The following is a 17,244-nucleotide window of genomic DNA, read 5'->3' as shown; positions in this document are numbered from 1 at the left end:
ACTGGTTATAATTGCCCCATTCTTAAAAAACGAGGTTGTGTATGAAGTGGGCCTTGCTGGGCATTTTTGTGTTTTCTGTTTTACATATTCATTTTCGTGGCAAGGTGCGCCTGCCGTTTCGCCGCCAGATCTTCGATCACTCCTCGTTCATGGCGCCGCTGAACCTGTTCATGCACACCTTTTCCAAGGTGCCGGCCACGCCATATCTTTCCGTCGATCAATTTCCCGAACTGGCGCCGCTGCAGCAGAACTGGCAGATCATCCGCGATGAAGCGCTGCGCATGCAGGAAATGAAAAAGATCAAAGCGGCGGAAAAGAACAATGACGTGGGCTTCAATTCCTTCTTCAAATATGGCTGGAAGCGTTTCTACCTGAAATGGTATGACGCGAACCACCCGTCTGCTCAGCAGATGTGCCCGCAAACCTATGCGCTGCTGCAATCGATTCCCTCGATCAAGGCAGCCATGTTTGCGGAACTGCCGCAAGGCGGCAAGCTCAACCCGCACCGCGACCCGTTCGCCGGTTCGCTGCGCTACCACCTGGGCTTGCAGACGCCCAACGATGACCGCTGCTTCATCGACGTCGATGGCGAACGCCACAGCTGGCGCGATGGCCAGGCCGTGATGTTCGATGAAACGTATATACACTGGGCCCGTAACGATGCCGACAGCGACCGCATCATCCTGTTCTGCGACATCGAGCGCCCGATGCGCTACCGCTGGGCGCAAGGTCTGAACCGCTGGCTGGGCCGCACCCTGATGACGGCCGCCGCCTCGCCCAACGAACTGGGCGACCAGGTGGGCGGTGTCAGCAAACTGTTCCAGATTTCCTGGACCATGGGCCAGTACCGCCGCCGCTTCAAGGCGTGGAACAAGACCGCGTATCAAATTACCCGCGTGGCCCTCGTCGTAGGTGTGGTCGCGCTGATCTACTTTATCTAGCTTATTTAGCTGACGCGCCGTCTCGGATGCAAGCAAACCGCCTTCGGGCGGTTTTTTTTATAATGCGATCCCACAGACCAGGAGAATGTTGAAAAATGACTCAACGCGAGCACCAATACGATATCCAGATCGCCGATGATGACTGGATCGAATGCATCGACATCGGGGAGCGCTATCATCAGGCCGGCGACATCGATGCCCTGCTGGACGGGCTGTGGCCACTGATTTGCCGGCTGGAAACCCATTGCGTGGCCGGCTGCTGCGGCATGGATGCCTTCGATTTCACGCGCGCAGGCATCGACACGGCGCTGCAGGAACTGGATCGCGCGCAACTGCATGCCGCCTGCGCAGCGGCCAAGGAGGCCGTGACGGCGGCTGCCAGCGATGTATTGACGAGTGCCACGATGAATCACATTGCAGATAAACGCGTGTTCCTGCAATTGCTCGACCATCTGGATGCGTGCATCGTCGGACAGGATCGCGCAGGGGCTTGACCTTGCCAAGGCGGGAAGGTCCAAGGTGACGGGATTGAAGAATAACCGAGGAGAACCCCACATGCCAAAAATCACCGTCCTGCCCCATCCCGAGCTGGCCCCCGACGGCGCCGTGTTCGACGCGCGAGAAACAATGAGCATTTGCGACGCCTTGCTGCTCAACAAGATTGACATGGAACACGCCTGCGGCCAGGTGGGCGCCTGTTCCACCTGCCACGTGGTCGTGGTGCAGGGTTTCGACTCGCTCAATGAACTGGGCGACAATGAGGAAGACATGCTTGACCAGGCCTGGGGCTTGCAGCCCCATTCCCGCCTGTCGTGCCAGGCACGCGTTAGCCAGGAAGACCTGACCGTGGAACTGCCCCGGTACACGCTCAACCACGCCAAGGAATAGTCCCCGGCGCGTTTGCCCGACGGCCCTACGGGCTTACCACATGATTTACCACATGATCACGCGCTGTTCGGGCGGCAGATACATCGGGTCGCCCGGCTTGATGCCGAACGCTTCATAGAAGCCGGGCTGGTTCTTCACCGTGCCCTTGGCGCGGAATTCGCCCGGCGAATGCGGGTCGCTCTTGATCTGGGCAATCGCCGCTTCCGGACGCAGTTTCGCGCGCCATTTCTGCGCAAAGCCGATGTACAGGCGCTGTTCGCCCGTCAGGCCGTCGAGTACGGGCGATGGCTTGCCGCCGAGCGAACGCTGATAGGCCTTGTAGGTGATGGACAGGCCGGAATTGTCGCCGATGTTTTCACCCAGGGTCAGCTCGCCATTGATGTGGTAGCCAGGCACGGGGCTGTAGGCGCCGTATTGCTTGACGAGACCGGCGGCCAGCGCCTTGAAGGCCGTGCGGTCCTCTGCCGTCCACCAGTTGCGCAAACGGCCCTTGGCATCATATTGGCTGCCCGAATCGTCGAAGGCATGGCTGATTTCATGGCCGAAAGTAATGCCCAGCAAGCCGTAATTGACGGCATCTTCCGCTTTCACATTGAAAAATGGCGGCTGCAGGATGGCGGCGGGAATCGTGATGGCGTTGAGGGCCGGGCTGTAGCTGGCGTTGACGGTTTGCGGCGTCATCGACCATTCGTCGCGGTCGACGGGTTTGCCCAGTTTGTCCAGGTTTTGCTGGCGGCTCCACGCGCGCGACGCACGCACGTTGGCGATCAAGTCGTTTGGCTGCGTCTTCATGCTGCTGTAGTCGCGCCAGGTGTCCGGATAGGCGATCTTCGGCTTCAAGGCGGCCAGCTTGAGCTGGGCTTCCTTCTTGGTTTCCGGGCCCATCCAGTCGAGCTGCTCGATGCCATCCTTGAACGAAGCGACGAAATTGTCAAACATGGCCATCACGCGCGGCTTCGTTTCCGGCGGCAGATACATGTCCACGTAGCGCTTGCCGACGGCGTCGCTGATGGCGTTATCCGTGAAGCGCAGCGCCAGCTGCCACTGCGGTTCGCTTTGCGGCACGCCGCGCAGCACCGTGCCGTCGAACGCAAAACGCTCTTTGACGCTGGCGCTGTCCAGGTAGGACGCATAGCTTTCGATGATGCGCCAGTTCAGATAGCTCTTCCACGATGCCAGCGGCACGGCAGCCACAGCCTCGGAAAAACCATTGAGGAAGCTGGGCTGGCGCACGACGGCCGAAGAGGCTTTCGGCGCCAGGCCGGCGGCGGCAAAGTAGGCTTTCCAGTCGAAGGCCGGCGCCAGTGCCGCGAACTTGTCGAAGTCGACGCGGTTGTAGGACTTGACGGGGTCGCGCATCTGCACGCGCGTCCACTGCACGGCCGCCAGACGCGTTTCGACATCGAGGATCTGCGCCGCGTGTTCGACGGCGCCCTTGTCGCCGCTCATGGCCAGCATGGTCTCGATATGCTTGAGGTATTTGGCGCGCACGGCTTGCAGCTTGGCGTCGTCTTCCTTCAGATAGTAGTCGCGGTCAGGCAAGCCCAGGCCGGACTGGCTGATGTTGACCGTGTAGTGCTCGGGATCTTGCGCATCGGGCGCCACATAGGCGGAAAACGGCGTGGCAACGCCATTGCCTTGCAGGTAAGCGAACAGCGCCGGCAAGTCCTTCTTGTCTTTTACGGCAGCAACGCGGGCCAGCTCGGTGCGCAGGGGCTTGAAGCCGGCCGCATCGCGCGCCTTGTCGTTCATGAAACTCGTGTACAGGTCGGCGATCTTGTGCGCCTCGCTGCCGGGTTTGCCGGGGTTCTTGACGGTGGCATCGATCAGGCCGCGCAGCTGGCCTTGCGCGATTTCGCGCAATTCGATATACGTGCCCCAGACGGATTTGTCGGCCGGGATATCCGTATTGCGGGTCCACACGCCGTTGACGTAGCCGTAGAAATCATCCCTGGGGCTGACCGCGGGGTCCAGGGTTTTCAGGTCGATGCCGGAGACTGGCGCGGCGGCGGTAGCACCTTGCTGGGCGTACAGCGATGGCGAAGATAAGGCGAGCAAGGCGCAGCAAGCGGCGCTGATGAGTGAACGTTTCACGAAGATTCCTTTAATTGTTTTAACTTCATGTTGGGTAACATGCTGTGTCCAGGCATGGGAGGCAGGATTATAGTCGGCCTGCCTGCGGGCAACAATGACAGTTGAACAATTCCAGAGGTCAGCGGCCCAGGAGATCAAACAGATCCAGGCCTTTTCTATCCTGATTTTTCAGCATGTCTGCAAGCGAACCCGGCGTTGGCCCCCCATTGCCGGCCGCATGATTGAAATAGTTAAAATCGAGCTTGATCTTGTCTTCCAGGTCGCTCGCATAATTGGCGGGATATTGTGACTGTTCCAGCTGGGGCAATGCATTGAAATGCGCGAGCACCGACTTGAAGAAATTGGTCGTCTTGCCGGTAGTATTGTATTCATGCATGGCTTGCGCCACGACTTGAGTGCGCCAGGCCTCTTCTTCCTGATACGCCTGCATAAAGGCGGCACGCCGCTCGTTGATGGTAAATGTCCCGCTGTCATCGTTCGAAATGGCGGACAATTGCTCGCGCGAAAGCCCGGCAAACGGATTGGGGCCCTTCCTGTCGACATAAGCGGTGGCGGCGGCGGCCGACTTTGCCGATGCCGCGTCATTCGGTTGCGGCACCTGCTTTGCCGCGGCCGCCTTGTGTTCGGCGTCCAGCGGATACAGGATGTCATCGGTATTGTCATTCACCCACCGACCCAGCGCCGCATGATCGAAGCCCCGGATGGTGGCGCTGGTGGCCGTGGCAGCCTTCCCCAGGCGCCCGGCCAGGGTCGAAATCACGACATCGTCCGCCACGGCGCCAGCGCCGGCCGGCGCCTGGGTTGTCTGGGCCTTGTCCGATGCTGCCTTGCCTGATGACACCTTGCTGCCTTCCGCGGCAGACAGTGCCCCGGGTTGGATTCCCGCCGTGCTGATATTGACCATTGCCCGCCCTTGGATAAGTAAATGTTACTATATAAGTAAATATTACTATAGCACAACAAATGTCAAACTTGAGCAAGGAAATGGAGCAGCTTGATGCAGGAATGCAGATTCAATATTTTCGGCACGCTGATTGCCGTCCGGGGAAATCCGGGAGCATGGCGCGCATTCTATCTCGGCACGGAAGGCAAGCGCCGGCCCGCCGATTTCATTATTCCGGACGATATTCAAGCCGATGCGTTGTGCGAATACTTGGCTGACCTGTTCCACGAAGAGGCGACGCCGCGCAATAACACGGCAACGCAAATCAGCTCGCCAGCGTTCGAGGTCTAGCCTATTTCACCGGCTCGAACGTCACCGTCAGCCCATTGCCGGTGGTCCTGATCTGCGTGGGCACGAATTGCACGCCCGCGTAGCGCAATTCATCGGGCTTGAAGGTGTAGATCGGCGTTTCATGCATGAGCTGGTCGGCCACCAGGCTGGCCACCTTGGCGAACTGGCGCTGCTGCGCTTCATCCATGCCGTCGATGCTTACCTTGTCCACGCTCGCTTCGCTCAGGTAGACGGCATTGCGCTGGGCGTCGAGCACCAGACGGCCCGACATGGCCAGGCTGCCGCGCCAGCTCTGACGTATGAACGGCGGCAAGACGCTCGCATCCACGCTCAGGGCCACGCGCTCGCGCTCGGGCTGCAAGGACAGTTGCGGGTGGGTCAGCTTGACGTCCAGCACGGACAACACGCGCTTGTCGATGGGAAAGCGGCGCTCCAGGCCTTGCTGCATCTTGCTCAGCGACACATTCACGTCGCGCGGGCCGATCAGGGTGGAGCACGAGGCCAGCAGCGTGCAGGTAAAAGCGGCGATGGCGGCGGTTTTCAGCAAGGGACGGATGGCGGTCACATTCATGGATAGTCTCGGTGGAAAGATGGCGCCATCTTACACATGCGGCCGCTTTCACGCAAAAACCGGCGCCCACCTTGCGGCGGGCGCCGGTTCTTGCTTTGTTAGTGCACGAACAGGGCGATCAGTATGACGATGGGCAATGGAATGCCCAGCAGCAGCAAGAGGATGGAACGCATGGCAGTCTCCTAGATTGAAATGGATGATTTAAATGGTCACATGGCGCAGCACGCGCTCATGGTCGCGCTGGCGCCCGCCAACAGTGGCGGCCAGGCTGGCGACGAAAGCGCCCAGCAGCAAGGCGACGAACATCCACAGGGCCGTGTGGGCACCGGCCTTGCGTGCCGTATCGGCCGCTTGCTGGGCACTTGCCTTGGCATCGGCGGCGGCCTTGGCGGCGCGGCCGTAGACAGCGTCGACTCGCGCTTCTGCTTCAGCTTGCGTCAAGCCCGTGCGGCTGGCCACGACCTGGCCCAGGTAGGCGCGGTCATCGGCGGCCAGGCTGCCCGTGGACAGGCCCGTTGCAAAGATCTTGCCGATTTCCACGCGCTGGTCGGCGAGCGTGACGCCAGCAGATGCTGGCATGGGCGCGCCGCTGACGGCAGCAGCTGCGGATGCGGGTGCGGGTGCGGCGCGCAGCAGCATGTCCGAGAAATAATCGAGCGGATTGATGGCACTGCCGCCCTCGCCCGCCTTGGACGCAGCCACGCCAGCACCAGCCGCTGCGGCCGGGGACACTGCCGCCGCCACGCCGCTGCCCGCATCGATTGCGCCGCTGAGCACGGCGCGCGTGCCGCCGGCCAGCACGGCCACGGTGATCAGGGTGGCCACGGCCCAGGCCAGCAAGCCATGCGCCGTATCGCGGAAATGCACTTCATCCGTGTGGATGGAACTCCATTTCACACGCAAACGGCCGGCCATGTAGCCGCCGATGCCGGACGCGGCCAGTTGCATGAAGGCCAGCCAGGCGATGGTCGACACGCCGATGGCCGTGGCGTTAAACGACCACGGCGACACGGACGACAAGCCCAGCCCCACGCCGAGGATCAGCAAGATGAAGGACAAGGCCGCAGCAGCGGCAGCGCCCGCCAGCACGGCGCCCCAGGATACGCCCGGATTGTTCAGGTCCGACACGGACAATTGTGTAGCTTGCATGGAATTCTCCCTTGGTTGTTGATTTTTTAAGCCGTTCAGGTGGCCACGCCCTTCAGCTGTTCCTTGCGCGCGGCCATTTCCCGGCCCAGCGCATCGAGGTCGACGGCTGTACGGCGCACTTTGGGAAACATGTCACCCTCTTCTTCCTTGACGTGGTGTTCGATCTGTTCGGACAGCACCTTGACCTTGGCGTCGTACAGGTTGTCGGCGGGATCCATCGCTTCGATCTGCGCGATGAGTTCCTTGGCGCTCGCGTGCTCGACGACGGCTTCATCCATCAAATCGCCGTCGTGGATGGGGCGGCGCACGGCCGGGTAGAAGATTTCTTCTTCCAGCTGCGTGTGCACGGTCAATTCCTGGCAGATCTGGTCGGCCAACTTTTTCTTGGTGGCGAATGAGCGGTCGCTCAAGCCTTCATATTGGGTAAACAAGGCTTTGACGGCCTTGTGGTCCTGCATTAATAAACTGATCGCATTCATGGCGCCTCCTTGTTGTGGATGAGACAAGGATGCGCCATGGCGGCGTCAGCGTATGTGCGACGCCTTACACAAACTTGATATTCAATTCATATCAGTATCCTGCAGCTACTTGATGCCGTGATGGCCCATCAGGTCGTACAAGGTGGGCCGGCTCACTCCCAGCAAGTCAGCTGCGCGGGCGATATTGCCGTCGGCCCGCGCCAGCGCGCGCACCATGGCCTTGTATTCGGCCGCTTCGCGGGCCTGGCGCAGGTTGATGGCCTCGTCCATGGGCGCCGCTTGGGCGCTGGCGGACAAGCCCAGATCGTCGGCCGCGATCTGCGGCCCGTCGCTCATGATGACGGCGCGCTTGATGCAGTTTTCCACCTCGCGCACATTGCCGGGCCAGCCATGGCTTTCGATCAGCTGCAGCGCGCCCGCGCTGAAATGCAGGTTGCTGCGTCCCTCGCTGGCGCAGAACTTGTTCTTGAAATGGTGGGCCAGCAAGGCTGCATCGCCGGCCCGTTCGCGCAGGGGCGGAATGCGCAAGACGATTTCGCTGAGGCGGTAGAACAGGTCTTCGCGGAAACGCCCCTGTTCCGCCAGCATTTTCAAATCCTGGTGCGTGGCGCAGACGATGCGCACGTCGACGGCGATCTCAGCGCGCCCGCCCACCCTTTCGATGACTCTTTCCTGCAGGAAGCGCAGCAATTTCGCCTGCAGGGCCATCGGCATGTCGCCGACCTCGTCGAGAAAGAAGGTGCCGCCGTGAGCCAGCTCGATCTTGCCCAAGGTTTGCCGCGCCGCGCCCGTAAATGCTCCCCGCTCATAACCGAACAGCTCGCTTTCCAGCAGGTTTTCCGGGATGGCCGCGCAATTGATGGCCACAAAACGCTGCGCATGGCGGCTGGACAGTGCATGCAAGCCCTTCGCAATCAATTCCTTGCCGCTGCCCGAGTCGCCCAGCAGCATCACGCTGGCCGACGAGGGCGCCACTTTTTCCACGCTGCGGCACAGTTTCAGCATGCCCGGATCGCGGCTGACGATGCCGGCCAGCGGCGAGTCCGCCTGCGTCTGCAGCATGCGGCGGTTTTCCTGCTGCATGGCGTGCAGGTAGAACGCGCGGGCGATGACCAGGCCCAGCATGTCGGCGTCGAACGGTTTCTGGTGGAAATCGTAGGCGCCCAGGGCGATGGCCTTTAACGCATGCGCCCGCTCCTGGTTGCCCGAGAGGATGATGACCTTGGTGTCCGGCGCCAGCGCGAGGATGTGCTGCAGGGTGGCCAGGCCTTCCGTGGCGCCGTCCGGGTCCGGCGGCAAGCCCAGATCCATCGTCACCACGGATGGCTGGTGGCGCCGCACCAGCGCCAGCGCCGTTTCACGCTCGCCCGCCAACAAGACTTCATAGCCGTCAAAACTCCAGTGCAACTGCTTTTGCAGGCCCGGGTCGTCTTCGATGACCAGCAGTTTTTGCTTGCCCATGGCACTCCTTTTCTAGGCCGCGTGCAGCGGCAGGATCACGCGAAACCTGGTGCCGACCTCGGGTTCGCTGCGCACTTCCAGGCTGCCGCCCACTTCGCGCAGGTATTCGCGGCTTTCGAACACGCCGATGCCCATGCCCGCCGTCTTGGTCGTGTCAAAGGGCTTGAACAGGCGTTCGCGGATGAATTGCTCGCTCATGCCCTGCCCCGTATCGTCGAGCTCGACCACGGCCGTGTGCTGCTCGCGCCGCAGCCGTACGGCCACCTTGCCATCGCTGGCTGTGGCCTCGATGGCGTTCTGGATCAAATGGCCCAGCACTCTTTCCAGCCGAGCGCGGTTGGCCAGCACCGTCAGCTCGGCATCGACAATTTCCAGTCGGGGCGCCGGCGCCAGGCTGGCCTTGGCGGCCACGGCCTGGCGCAGCAAGCCATCGAGCAGCAGCGGCGCCGGCGCTTCCGGCGCCTCGCCACGCGCCAGCTTCTGCAGCAAGGTCTTCATTTTCTGCACGGAATGGTCCAGGGTGCCCAGCATGTCCTGCTGGAAGGCGGGATTGGCGCGGTGCTTTTCGGCATTGCTTAACAACAAGGACAGCTGGAACACGAGGTTTTTCAAGTCATGCACAATAAAAGTGGACATGCGGTTGAACGAGTCAAACTGGCGCGACACCGTCAGGGTGTCGAGCGATTCGCGGTGCGCCAAATAGCTGGCGGCTTGGCTGCCGGCAATTTTCAGCACGTCGCGGATTTCCCAGTTCAAGCCGATACGCGTACGGGGCCGCGCCAGCGCGACAAAGGCGAACAGCTGGCCATGCAGCATCAAGGGCAGCAGCAGCCACACGTCGGGCAGCGCCAGCAGCGCAGGCGGTAGCTGCAAGCCACCGTACTGGCGCGGGTTTTGCCGACAGTCAGGCACGTCGATCACCCACTGCCGCGCTTCCAGAAACTGGCACAGGCTGCCGGTCGCCGGCTCGCTCCACGTGCTCGGTGGCCAGTTCCAGGTGGCGGCCGGGGCAAACTGCCCCTGTTCGCGCACTATCCACAGCGCGCCGGCGCGGCTTTCGACCAGCTGCGCCATGGCCTGTATCGTGCGTTCGCCCAGGGCCGGGCCATCTTCAGACAAGGCCCGCGTAAAACGCAGCCATTCTTCGCGGTAATCGAAGATGGCGTTATAGAAATGCTTGTTGATGGTGACCTTGAGCTTGGCGCGCAGACTGCCGGAAAACAGCACGCCCGCCAGCAACAGGGCCGCGCCGCCCAGGTAGGCCATCTGCATCAGCGAACCCCAGGTGCCGCCGACATAGCGCAAGTAGTAGGCGCTGGCCGCCATGGCCAGCAAATAGATGGCCGAACCCAGCAAGGCGGCCGAGCGGTACAGCATCTGGCGCGAAACGGACAGGCCCAGCGCCCAGCCCGTATTGCGCGCGGCCGACACGGCCAGCAGCGGGGCGCACAGGGCGTCGACGATGCCGCGCGCGGCCCAGATATCATCGTTGATCGCGCGAAACAGCAAGGCGTCGCTGTACAGATAGAAATCGTAGGCAAACAGGCCGCCCACGCCCAGGCAGGCAAACTTGATGCCCCAGCGTTTCAAGGGCGGCGTGTTGCGGTACCACTGCTCCACCAGCAGCATGCCCAGCACGGCCAGCAGCAAACGGCAGACACTGGCGATGATACGCGCCGGCAAAGGCAGCGCCAGCCACGACGAGGCCATGGACAGCAGCCAGGGCGCCAGCGCCGTGAGGGCGACGCCGGCCAGCACCAGACGCAAGCGGGGCCGCGACGGTTCGATCAGCAACAGCAGAAAAACCAGCCAGGCCAGGGTGCGCAGCAACTCCAGCGCATCGCCGGCCAGCGCGATGCGTTGCCCCAGCAGCACCAGCACCACCGTGCCCGTGGCCCAGCCCCCCGTCGCCAGGCAGGCGAGCAGCAAGGCGCGCACGTTTTGCCGCGCGCGCCAGTTGCTGATGAATAGCAGCGCCAGCGCGAAGAAGGCCAGCGACGCGAGGCCGTGGCTGAGGGCCGCCGCATCAGTCTGCGCCAGCCAGGCCGATTGCGCCCGCATCATCGGCTGCCCTTGCCAAACAGCACCACCTGCACCGTGTCGAGCAGGATCAGCAAGTCGAGGAAGAGGCTGTTATTTTTCACATAATATAAATCGTATTGCAGCTTCTTCACGGCATCGTCGACGGAAGCGCCATATTGGTAGCGCACTTGCGCCAGGCCCGTGATGCCGGGCTTGATGCTATGACGAATGTTGTAGTACGGCACCTGCTGCTTCAGTTGCTCGACAAAGTAGACACGCTCGGGGCGCGGCCCCACAAAACTCATTTCGCCGCGAAACACATTGAGCATTTGCGGCAATTCGTCGATGCGCAGCTTGCGGATCAGATTGCCCACCCGCGTGATGCGCGCATCATTGGCCAGCGCCCAGATGGGCTTGCCATCGCGCTCGGCATCACAGCGCATGCTGCGAAATTTCAGCACCTTAAAGGGTAAGCCGTCGCGCCCCACCCGCTCCTGCTGGTAAAACACGGGGCCGCCGTCTTCCAGGCGGATGCACATTGCCGTGACCAGCATCACGGGCAGCGCCGCCAGGCAGATGACGCTGCTGGCGGCCAAGTCAAACAGGCGCTTCGAGGCGGCGCGGAAAAAACTCTGGTCGAAGCCGCCGCCATAGATCAGATAGCTGGGCTGCAAGGAATCGATGCGGATCTGGCACGCTTCGCGCTCGAAAAACGTGGCCGCGTCGATCACCTTCACGCCGCCCAGCGCGCATTCCAACAGCTGCTTGGCAGGAAACGCCCCATTGCGCCGGTCGCTGACGGACACCACGATCTCATGCGCCGCATGGCGCTGGGCCATGGCCAGCAGCGACGGCTCGGCCGGCAGCAAGGCCGAGACCGGCACGCAGCATTGCTCTCCCGCCACATCGACGCAGCCGACCACCGTAAACTGGTGGAAACCGATCTTGCTCGCTGCCAAGTCCATGCATTCGCGCGCCAGTGCCCCGCCGCCCACCAGGATCAGCCGGCCTTCCATCAGCGGCGATTGCGAGGATTTGAACACCACCAGGCGCGCCAGCAGCACGCCGATGGCGCCCAGGCCAAAGATCAGCACGCTGCCGCGCCCGAAATGCAAGGACGGGATGAAACGGATCAAGACGCTGAGCACGGCAAAACCCAGCGCAAACGAAGGCAGGATGCGCAATAAAGTGTTGCGGATATCCTCACGCGAGCGGTGCTGGTACATGCCCAGCGCACTCATGCTCAACACGATGACCAGCGCAAAGATCGTGGACGAAAGGTAAAGCTCACCCACCCGCACCAGGCGGCTGTCGTCCGCCAGCCACAGCATCGATGTCAGGGTGGCCGACAGCAACAGGATCATGATTTCCAGCAACAGCAATATAAACGCTGTTTTCGAGACATAATGGCTGAAGATGCGGATCATGGTTCCTCCTGCGGCAAAAAGCGGCACGCCGCGCACAGGGCGGCCTGCTGCTGTCTTGCCATGATGGCCAACTGTTCCGCGAGGACATTGATGCGCCACAAGCTACGCCCCCGGCGATCTTTCGCTTGCAGAATTTATCTCAACACATTACCGAATGAGGGGAAATGGCATATAGTATGCTTCCCCTAAATGAGATGAATGTCATGAAATTTGATGTAGCGATTGTCGGCAGTGGCCTGGCGGGTTTATCGGTTGCACTGCATTTAGCTGAGACGCGCACTGTCGCGATCATTTCCAAACGCGCGCTGCTCGATGGCGCCAGCAACTGGGCGCAAGGCGGGATCGCGGCCGTGCTGGACTCGGGCGACAGCCATCAGCAGCACATCGAAGACACACTGATAGCGGGCGGCGGCCTATGCGACGAGAGCGCCACGCGCTATATCGTCGAACACGGCCGCGAAGCCATCGAATGGCTGATCGAGCAAGGCGTGCCGTTTACGCGCGACGCCACGGCCGAACTGGGCTTCCATCTGACCCGCGAAGGTGGCCATAGCCAGCGCCGCATCATCCACGCAGCCGACGCCACGGGCCACGCCGTGCAGGTGACTCTGGAAGAAAAGGTACGTTCCCACCCGAACATCAGCCTGTTCGAACACCATTGCGCCATCGACCTGATCACCTCCGACAAGCTGGGCATGAAGCCGACACAGCGCAATGCGCAACCGCATTGCCACGGCCTGTACGTGCAGGATGAGCAAACGGGCAAGGTGCACACCTTTGCCGCCGAGCACACCGTGCTGGCCACGGGAGGCGCCGGCAAGGTGTATTTATACACAACGAATCCTGACACGGCCAGCGGCGACGGCATCGCCATGGCCTGGCGCGCCGGCTGCCGCGTGTCGAACATGGAATTCATCCAGTTCCACCCGACTTGTTTGTACCACCCGTATGCGAAATCCTTCCTGATCACCGAAGCCATCCGTGGCGAAGGCGGTTTGCTGAAACTGCCGCCCGAAGCGGGCGCAGCGGCCGGCCAGCGCTTCATGCTGGCCCACGATGAGCGGGCCGAACTGGCGCCGCGCGACGTGGTGGCGCGCGCCATCGACTTTGAGATCAAAAAGCGCGGCCTCGATTACGTGCACCTGGACATCAGCCACAAGCCGGCCGAGTTCCTCATCGAACACTTCCCCACAATTTACGCGCGCTGTTTGGAACTGGGCATCGACATCACCAAGCAGCCTATCCCCATCGTGCCTGCCGCCCACTACACTTGCGGCGGCGTCGTCACGGACCTGTCCGGTCGCGCCGACTTGCCGGGCCTGTATGCAGTGGGCGAGACTGCCTGTACCGGCTTGCACGGCGCGAACCGCCTGGCGTCGAATTCCTTGCTGGAATGCATCGTCATCGGCCGCGCTTGCGCACAGGATATCGAAAGCAAGGAAAAGCTGGGCACGCCATATTTGCCCGACTGGGATGAAAGCCGCGTCACGGATGCGGATGAAGAAGTGGTGATTTCCCACAATTGGGATGAACTGCGCCGCTTCATGTGGAATTACGTGGGCATCGTGCGCACGACCAAGCGCCTGGAGCGGGCCCAGCACCGCATCGCCCTGCTGAAAGAGGAAATCGACGAGTACTACCGCAACTTCCGCATCACGCACGACTTGCTGGAATTGCGCAATCTGGTCGACGTGGCGTCGATGATCGTCAACAGCGCCCTGTCGCGCCGCGAAAGCCGTGGCCTGCACTTCAGCCGTGATTATCCGGAAACCTTGCCGAAAGCCATCGCCAGCGTGCTGACGCCGCCGCACAGGTAGACGACAAAGCAACCACCTCCTGATTCGGAAGGCAGGCGCATCGTGCGATCAGTCATTGCGGTGTTCCGCTATCGGCCAGTAGCGGCCATCGCAACTAATTACTTGATTGACATCACGCTTCGCTTACGATGAGAGCGATGGAAAAGCCAAGAATACAAGTGGACTGCAACGAACTGGTTCAACCGGATGTGGTGTTGCTATCAAAAACCGACCTTGTTATTGATGCAACGAGTGCCAGTGTATTGCTTAGTGAAGGCCTGCCGGTATTTGTTTATGAATACAATTGCTACGCCGATGGCACCGAAGAGTACTTGTTTGCCGAGGGCAATGCTGAATTGAATGACGTTGCTGCCAATGGCGAGTGGAGCAAACCCGCGAAATGGTGTTGCCGCATCCATGACAACGGCGTGCGGGTAGAAATAACTTGATCCTATAGGCCTCAGCGTGAGGTCAAACGGTACGCTTTGGAACGGAACCTGGCAATAGCAGCTTTCGGCCAGAAGCCGATGTTGCCAGCGACAGTTAAACTGTTGATACATTCACTGACCGCCCTGATCGGCCCACACTATTATGTTCTTCCGTCTCGCCTTCCTTGCCGCCACCCTGACGCTCGGCTTCGCCGATTCGGCCGTCGCCGATACCGCCGTCCTTGAAAAACTCACGGCCAGCCGGCTCGCTATCACCGTTGACAAAGGCACGTTATCGGGACCCGGTGCGGCACTGCTGCTACAGGCTTCGCGCCAGGCGCAGTACGTCCTCCTCGGCGAGGATCACGGTGTCGCCGAGATCGCCCAATTCTCATCCGCCTACTTCAATGCCTTGCCCCCTGCCGGCTTCACGACCTTGGTAACTGAAAATGGTCCAGCCGTGACGAGCGCGCTCGAAGGGATACTCAAGGGCCCCGACGCGGTTGCTGCTATCGCCAGATTCGACGCCACCTATCCGGACTCCGTTGCTTTCTACACCATGCGCCAGGAAGCAGAGATGCTCGCCGGCTTTGCTCTGGCCGCAGGACCGCGCTTCAAGCACTGGGGCATCGATCAGGAATTCGTGGGGGCGGCCAAATACCTGATCACCCTGATGCTGGCCCAGCCGGTTAATCCGGCCGCCCGCGCGAAGCTCGAAGCCTTGCGTCAAATGGAAGCTGTCGCATCTCAAAAGGCGGCAGCCACCGGCAATCCCTTCGAGTACTTTATGCTATCGGCCCCAAGCGAGGAACTGACCTCGTTGCGCCCGCTACTTGCCGGCCCCAAAGAGCAAACCGCGCTAGGGCTGCTCGATGCATTGCTGGCCACCCGCGCCATCTATCAGAAAAGCGCCTCTCAAGTGCCCGGTGATCGCGACCTCTCCAACCGCTTACGTTTGACGCTGTTAAAGCGGACCCTGGAAACCCGCCTCGGCATGCAAGAGCAAAAGCTGGTGGTCAAGGTCGGCGCAAATCACGCATACAAGGGTATTAATCCACTCAACAATCGTGACATTGGCAACTTTCTGGCTGAACGCGCCGAAGGCCAGGGCCATACCTCGCTGCACCTGATCGTGCTGGCGGCGAAGGGTGCGCAACTGAGATTCGCGGGAGCGCGCAAGCCATATCAGCCGGCACACATCGAACTTGACAGCCCGGCCTTCAATCTGCTGGCCAGTGCAGGCGCCACCGACGGCAGCTGGTCTCTATTTGATCTGCGGTCACTGCGGCCAGGCTCGCGCAAACTGGCGGGGGGCGACATTGAAATGTTTAACCTGATCAACGGCTACGACTTTGCCCTGATTATCCCCGAAGGCAGCGCTTCTGCGCAGCTCGTGACACCATAGAAGGGTTGGAGGGAATAACACTTACTGCTGACGTAGCCCTTGTGTTATTTGAGCTGTTGAGCCGCTACTCTGATTCAGACCAGTTGAACATAGTAGACCAAGCAGAACAAAGAGCGCTCTGGAATCTGTGCTGCTTTTTTGAGAAGAAATCAGTAGCTCCATTTAATATGGAATATGGTCAAGCGCTGTCAAAAGCTCGGACGCGATTGCGTGATGAGGAATAATTTCGAACTTCGCTTTGGGGCGGAAACTCCAACGACGGCAACCGGCCAGAAGCTGACATTGAGAAAGTCATACCGAGCGACTGCTTCTGCTCCGAAGAACTCCACTTTGAGTCCAGTGCACTACTTAGATCCTAGACCGTTCCACAAGTTATGGGGTCCACGGGAGGGTTAACCGACCCAGCCAACCGCACTTGTATCAAATCCAGCAGCGCCCGCACACGCGCGGTCACGGAATGGCGATGGCTGTATGCCCCCAGTAATTTCAGGGGCGCGGGACACAGGTCCAGTGGTACCTCCTGCAATCGGCCCGTAGCAAGATCTTCCTGGCAGGGATAGGCCGCCACAATCGCGAAGCCGATGCCTTGCCGTGCGCCTGCCACTGCCAGTTCTCCGCTGTTGACGCGGTAACGGCTGCGGACCGGCACCTTGACGATTTCTCCCGCAGCGTTCTGAAACTGCCAGGGCTGACCTTTCAGCGCACTGAGGGTGGTGATGCACGGTAGAGACTTCAGTTCGCGCACATAGTGTGGCATGCCGGTCTTGGCTAGCAAGGTGGGGGCGGCAACCACGATGCTGGGCAGGGTGGCGAGTTCGCGGGTGATGAAAGTACTGTCCTCCTGATGGCCACGGTGGAAGACGATTGAAAGATCGACGTCCTCACGAAGTACCTCAAGTCCGGTCATCCGGGTATCGCATTCAAGCTCGATGCCTGGATGGAGGCTACAGAATTCGGCCAGGATAGGAGCTAGCAGCCTTGGCGCTTCGCCTGGCATGCACATCCTTAGGGGGCCACGCAGCTCACGCTGTACTGCGCCAAGCTCTTCCTCGGTGGAGAGCAAGGCGTCGAGCAAGGGTTTTGCGCGTTCGTAGAGTAGCCTGCCAGCTTCCGTCATGCGCAGGTGGCGGGTGCTGCGTTCCAGCAGGCGGACGCCCAGCATGCGTTCCAGCGAGGCGACGTGGCGGCTAACGTTAGAAGATGGCAGGGTCAGCAGGCGTGCTGCGCCGGCAAAGCTTTGTTCATCGACGACCGCCACGTAGACACGGACTGTATTCAGGTCGAGGGCATTGCGCATTATTATCCCGATTAAGGTATGAAAGCTATCCATTTTCACATACTAGTACTCC

At 60.9% G+C, this 17,244-nt stretch carries 16 protein-coding genes; 7 read left to right on the top strand and 9 right to left on the bottom strand.

The features are described 5' to 3' along the window. Positions 1 to 41 precede the first annotated feature (41 nt). The 3 genes from lpxO to fdx all read left to right on the top strand — a co-directional run bounded on the left by lpxO (position 42) and on the right by fdx (position 1,829). Positions 42 to 941: a lipid A hydroxylase LpxO gene (gene lpxO / locus CLU92_RS06370; RefSeq protein WP_101481209.1), complete on the top strand. Its 900-nt coding sequence runs from the start codon at positions 42 to 44 to the stop codon at positions 939 to 941. A gap of 95 nt (positions 942 to 1,036) precedes the next feature. After that, a complete protein-coding gene (locus tag CLU92_RS06365) occupies positions 1,037 to 1,435 on the top strand; it encodes a DUF6331 family protein (protein WP_101481208.1) in 399 nt (132 codons plus the stop codon). A gap of 61 nt (positions 1,436 to 1,496) precedes the next feature. Continuing rightward, positions 1,497 to 1,829, top strand: a complete 333-nt coding sequence (gene fdx, locus CLU92_RS06360; RefSeq protein WP_101481207.1) for an ISC system 2Fe-2S type ferredoxin — start codon at positions 1,497 to 1,499, stop codon at positions 1,827 to 1,829. 45 nt (positions 1,830 to 1,874) lie between these two features. Here the strand turns inward: fdx and CLU92_RS06355 are convergent, their stop codons facing one another. Together CLU92_RS06355 and CLU92_RS06350 are read right to left on the bottom strand one after the other, a co-directional pair. Continuing rightward, positions 1,875 to 3,923, bottom strand: coding sequence for a M13 family metallopeptidase (locus tag CLU92_RS06355; protein ID WP_101481206.1), 2,049 nt, complete (start codon positions 3,921 to 3,923; stop codon positions 1,875 to 1,877). Positions 3,924 to 4,041: 118 nt separating this feature from the next. Further along, the gene (locus tag CLU92_RS06350) at positions 4,042 to 4,764 is read right to left on the bottom strand and encodes a hypothetical protein (RefSeq protein ID WP_133991607.1); all 723 of its coding nucleotides are present in this window, start codon (positions 4,762 to 4,764) and stop codon (positions 4,042 to 4,044) included. Positions 4,765 to 4,920: 156 nt separating this feature from the next. Here CLU92_RS06350 and CLU92_RS06345 point away from each other — a divergent pair, with 156 nt between their 5' ends. After that, a complete protein-coding gene (locus CLU92_RS06345; protein WP_101481204.1) occupies positions 4,921 to 5,157 on the top strand; it encodes a hypothetical protein in 237 nt (78 codons plus the stop codon). A 1-nt stretch (position 5,158) separates the two neighbouring features. On the opposite strand, the gene CLU92_RS06340 is transcribed toward CLU92_RS06345, so the two are convergent. From CLU92_RS06340 to CLU92_RS06315, 6 genes are all read right to left on the bottom strand, one after another. Continuing rightward, complete coding sequence (locus CLU92_RS06340; RefSeq protein WP_101481203.1) at positions 5,159 to 5,728, bottom strand: DUF1439 domain-containing protein; 570 nt, start codon at positions 5,726 to 5,728, stop codon at positions 5,159 to 5,161. Between the two features lie 201 nt (positions 5,729 to 5,929). Continuing rightward, positions 5,930 to 6,877: a hypothetical protein gene (locus CLU92_RS06335; RefSeq protein ID WP_101481202.1), complete on the bottom strand. Its 948-nt coding sequence runs from the start codon at positions 6,875 to 6,877 to the stop codon at positions 5,930 to 5,932. A 35-nt stretch (positions 6,878 to 6,912) separates the two neighbouring features. Continuing rightward, the gene (locus CLU92_RS06330; RefSeq protein WP_101481201.1) at positions 6,913 to 7,356 is read right to left on the bottom strand and encodes a hemerythrin domain-containing protein; all 444 of its coding nucleotides are present in this window, start codon (positions 7,354 to 7,356) and stop codon (positions 6,913 to 6,915) included. 105 nt (positions 7,357 to 7,461) lie between these two features. Continuing rightward, positions 7,462 to 8,817 carry a PEP-CTERM-box response regulator transcription factor gene (prsR, locus tag CLU92_RS06325; RefSeq protein ID WP_101481200.1) on the bottom strand — a complete coding sequence of 452 codons (1,356 nt, stop codon included), beginning with the start codon at positions 8,815 to 8,817 and terminating at the stop codon, positions 7,462 to 7,464. A 12-nt stretch (positions 8,818 to 8,829) separates the two neighbouring features. After that, a complete protein-coding gene (gene prsK / locus CLU92_RS06320) occupies positions 8,830 to 10,881 on the bottom strand; it encodes an XrtA/PEP-CTERM system histidine kinase PrsK (RefSeq protein ID WP_101481199.1) in 2,052 nt (683 codons plus the stop codon). Then, entirely contained in the window at positions 10,878 to 12,266 is a 1,389-nt protein-coding gene (locus CLU92_RS06315; RefSeq protein WP_101481198.1) for a TIGR03013 family XrtA/PEP-CTERM system glycosyltransferase, read from the bottom strand. The genes prsK and CLU92_RS06315 overlap by 4 nt, the downstream gene beginning before the upstream one ends. 203 nt (positions 12,267 to 12,469) lie before the next feature. Here CLU92_RS06315 and nadB point away from each other — a divergent pair, with 203 nt between their 5' ends. The 3 genes from nadB (at position 12,470) to CLU92_RS06300 (ending at position 15,895) form a co-directional block, all read left to right on the top strand. Then, positions 12,470 to 14,083 carry an L-aspartate oxidase gene (nadB, locus tag CLU92_RS06310; protein WP_101481197.1) on the top strand — a complete coding sequence of 538 codons (1,614 nt, stop codon included), beginning with the start codon at positions 12,470 to 12,472 and terminating at the stop codon, positions 14,081 to 14,083. Positions 14,084 to 14,220: 137 nt separating this feature from the next. Beyond that, positions 14,221 to 14,511, top strand: a complete 291-nt coding sequence (locus CLU92_RS06305) for a hypothetical protein (RefSeq protein ID WP_101481196.1) — start codon at positions 14,221 to 14,223, stop codon at positions 14,509 to 14,511. 142 nt (positions 14,512 to 14,653) lie between these two features. Next, positions 14,654 to 15,895, top strand: a complete 1,242-nt coding sequence (locus CLU92_RS06300) for a hypothetical protein (protein WP_101481195.1) — start codon at positions 14,654 to 14,656, stop codon at positions 15,893 to 15,895. 355 nt (positions 15,896 to 16,250) lie between these two features. Here the strand turns inward: CLU92_RS06300 and CLU92_RS06290 are convergent, their stop codons facing one another. Then, complete coding sequence (locus tag CLU92_RS06290) at positions 16,251 to 17,192, bottom strand: LysR family transcriptional regulator (protein ID WP_099419983.1); 942 nt, start codon at positions 17,190 to 17,192, stop codon at positions 16,251 to 16,253. Between the last annotated feature and the right edge of the window lie 52 nt (positions 17,193 to 17,244).

Origin of the sequence: Janthinobacterium sp. 61 (assembly GCF_002846335.1) — a bacterium.
Classification (GTDB): Bacteria; Pseudomonadota; Gammaproteobacteria; order Burkholderiales; family Burkholderiaceae_D; genus Janthinobacterium.
The sequence above is the reverse complement of the archived record's forward strand: the minus strand, read 5'-3'. Positions and strand labels throughout refer to the sequence as shown.

Coding starts and splice junctions, on each gene's coding strand:
- CLU92_RS06315 (WP_101481198.1), bottom strand. CDS start 12,266: ATGATCCGCATCTTCAGCCATTATGTCTCGAAAACAGCGTTTATATTG.
- CLU92_RS06345 (WP_101481204.1), top strand. CDS start 4,921: ATGCAGGAATGCAGATTCAATATTTTCGGCACGCTGATTGCCGTCCGG.
- CLU92_RS06335 (WP_101481202.1), bottom strand. CDS start 6,877: ATGCAAGCTACACAATTGTCCGTGTCGGACCTGAACAATCCGGGCGTA.
- fdx (WP_101481207.1), top strand. CDS start 1,497: ATGCCAAAAATCACCGTCCTGCCCCATCCCGAGCTGGCCCCCGACGGC.
- CLU92_RS06305 (WP_101481196.1), top strand. CDS start 14,221: ATGGAAAAGCCAAGAATACAAGTGGACTGCAACGAACTGGTTCAACCG.
- CLU92_RS06300 (WP_101481195.1), top strand. CDS start 14,654: ATGTTCTTCCGTCTCGCCTTCCTTGCCGCCACCCTGACGCTCGGCTTC.
- CLU92_RS06340 (WP_101481203.1), bottom strand. CDS start 5,728: ATGAATGTGACCGCCATCCGTCCCTTGCTGAAAACCGCCGCCATCGCC.
- prsR (WP_101481200.1), bottom strand. CDS start 8,817: ATGGGCAAGCAAAAACTGCTGGTCATCGAAGACGACCCGGGCCTGCAA.
- CLU92_RS06365 (WP_101481208.1), top strand. CDS start 1,037: ATGACTCAACGCGAGCACCAATACGATATCCAGATCGCCGATGATGAC.
- CLU92_RS06290 (WP_099419983.1), bottom strand. CDS start 17,192: ATGCGCAATGCCCTCGACCTGAATACAGTCCGTGTCTACGTGGCGGTC.
- prsK (WP_101481199.1), bottom strand. CDS start 10,881: ATGATGCGGGCGCAATCGGCCTGGCTGGCGCAGACTGATGCGGCGGCC.
- lpxO (WP_101481209.1), top strand. CDS start 42: ATGAAGTGGGCCTTGCTGGGCATTTTTGTGTTTTCTGTTTTACATATT.
- nadB (WP_101481197.1), top strand. CDS start 12,470: ATGAAATTTGATGTAGCGATTGTCGGCAGTGGCCTGGCGGGTTTATCG.
- CLU92_RS06330 (WP_101481201.1), bottom strand. CDS start 7,356: ATGAATGCGATCAGTTTATTAATGCAGGACCACAAGGCCGTCAAAGCC.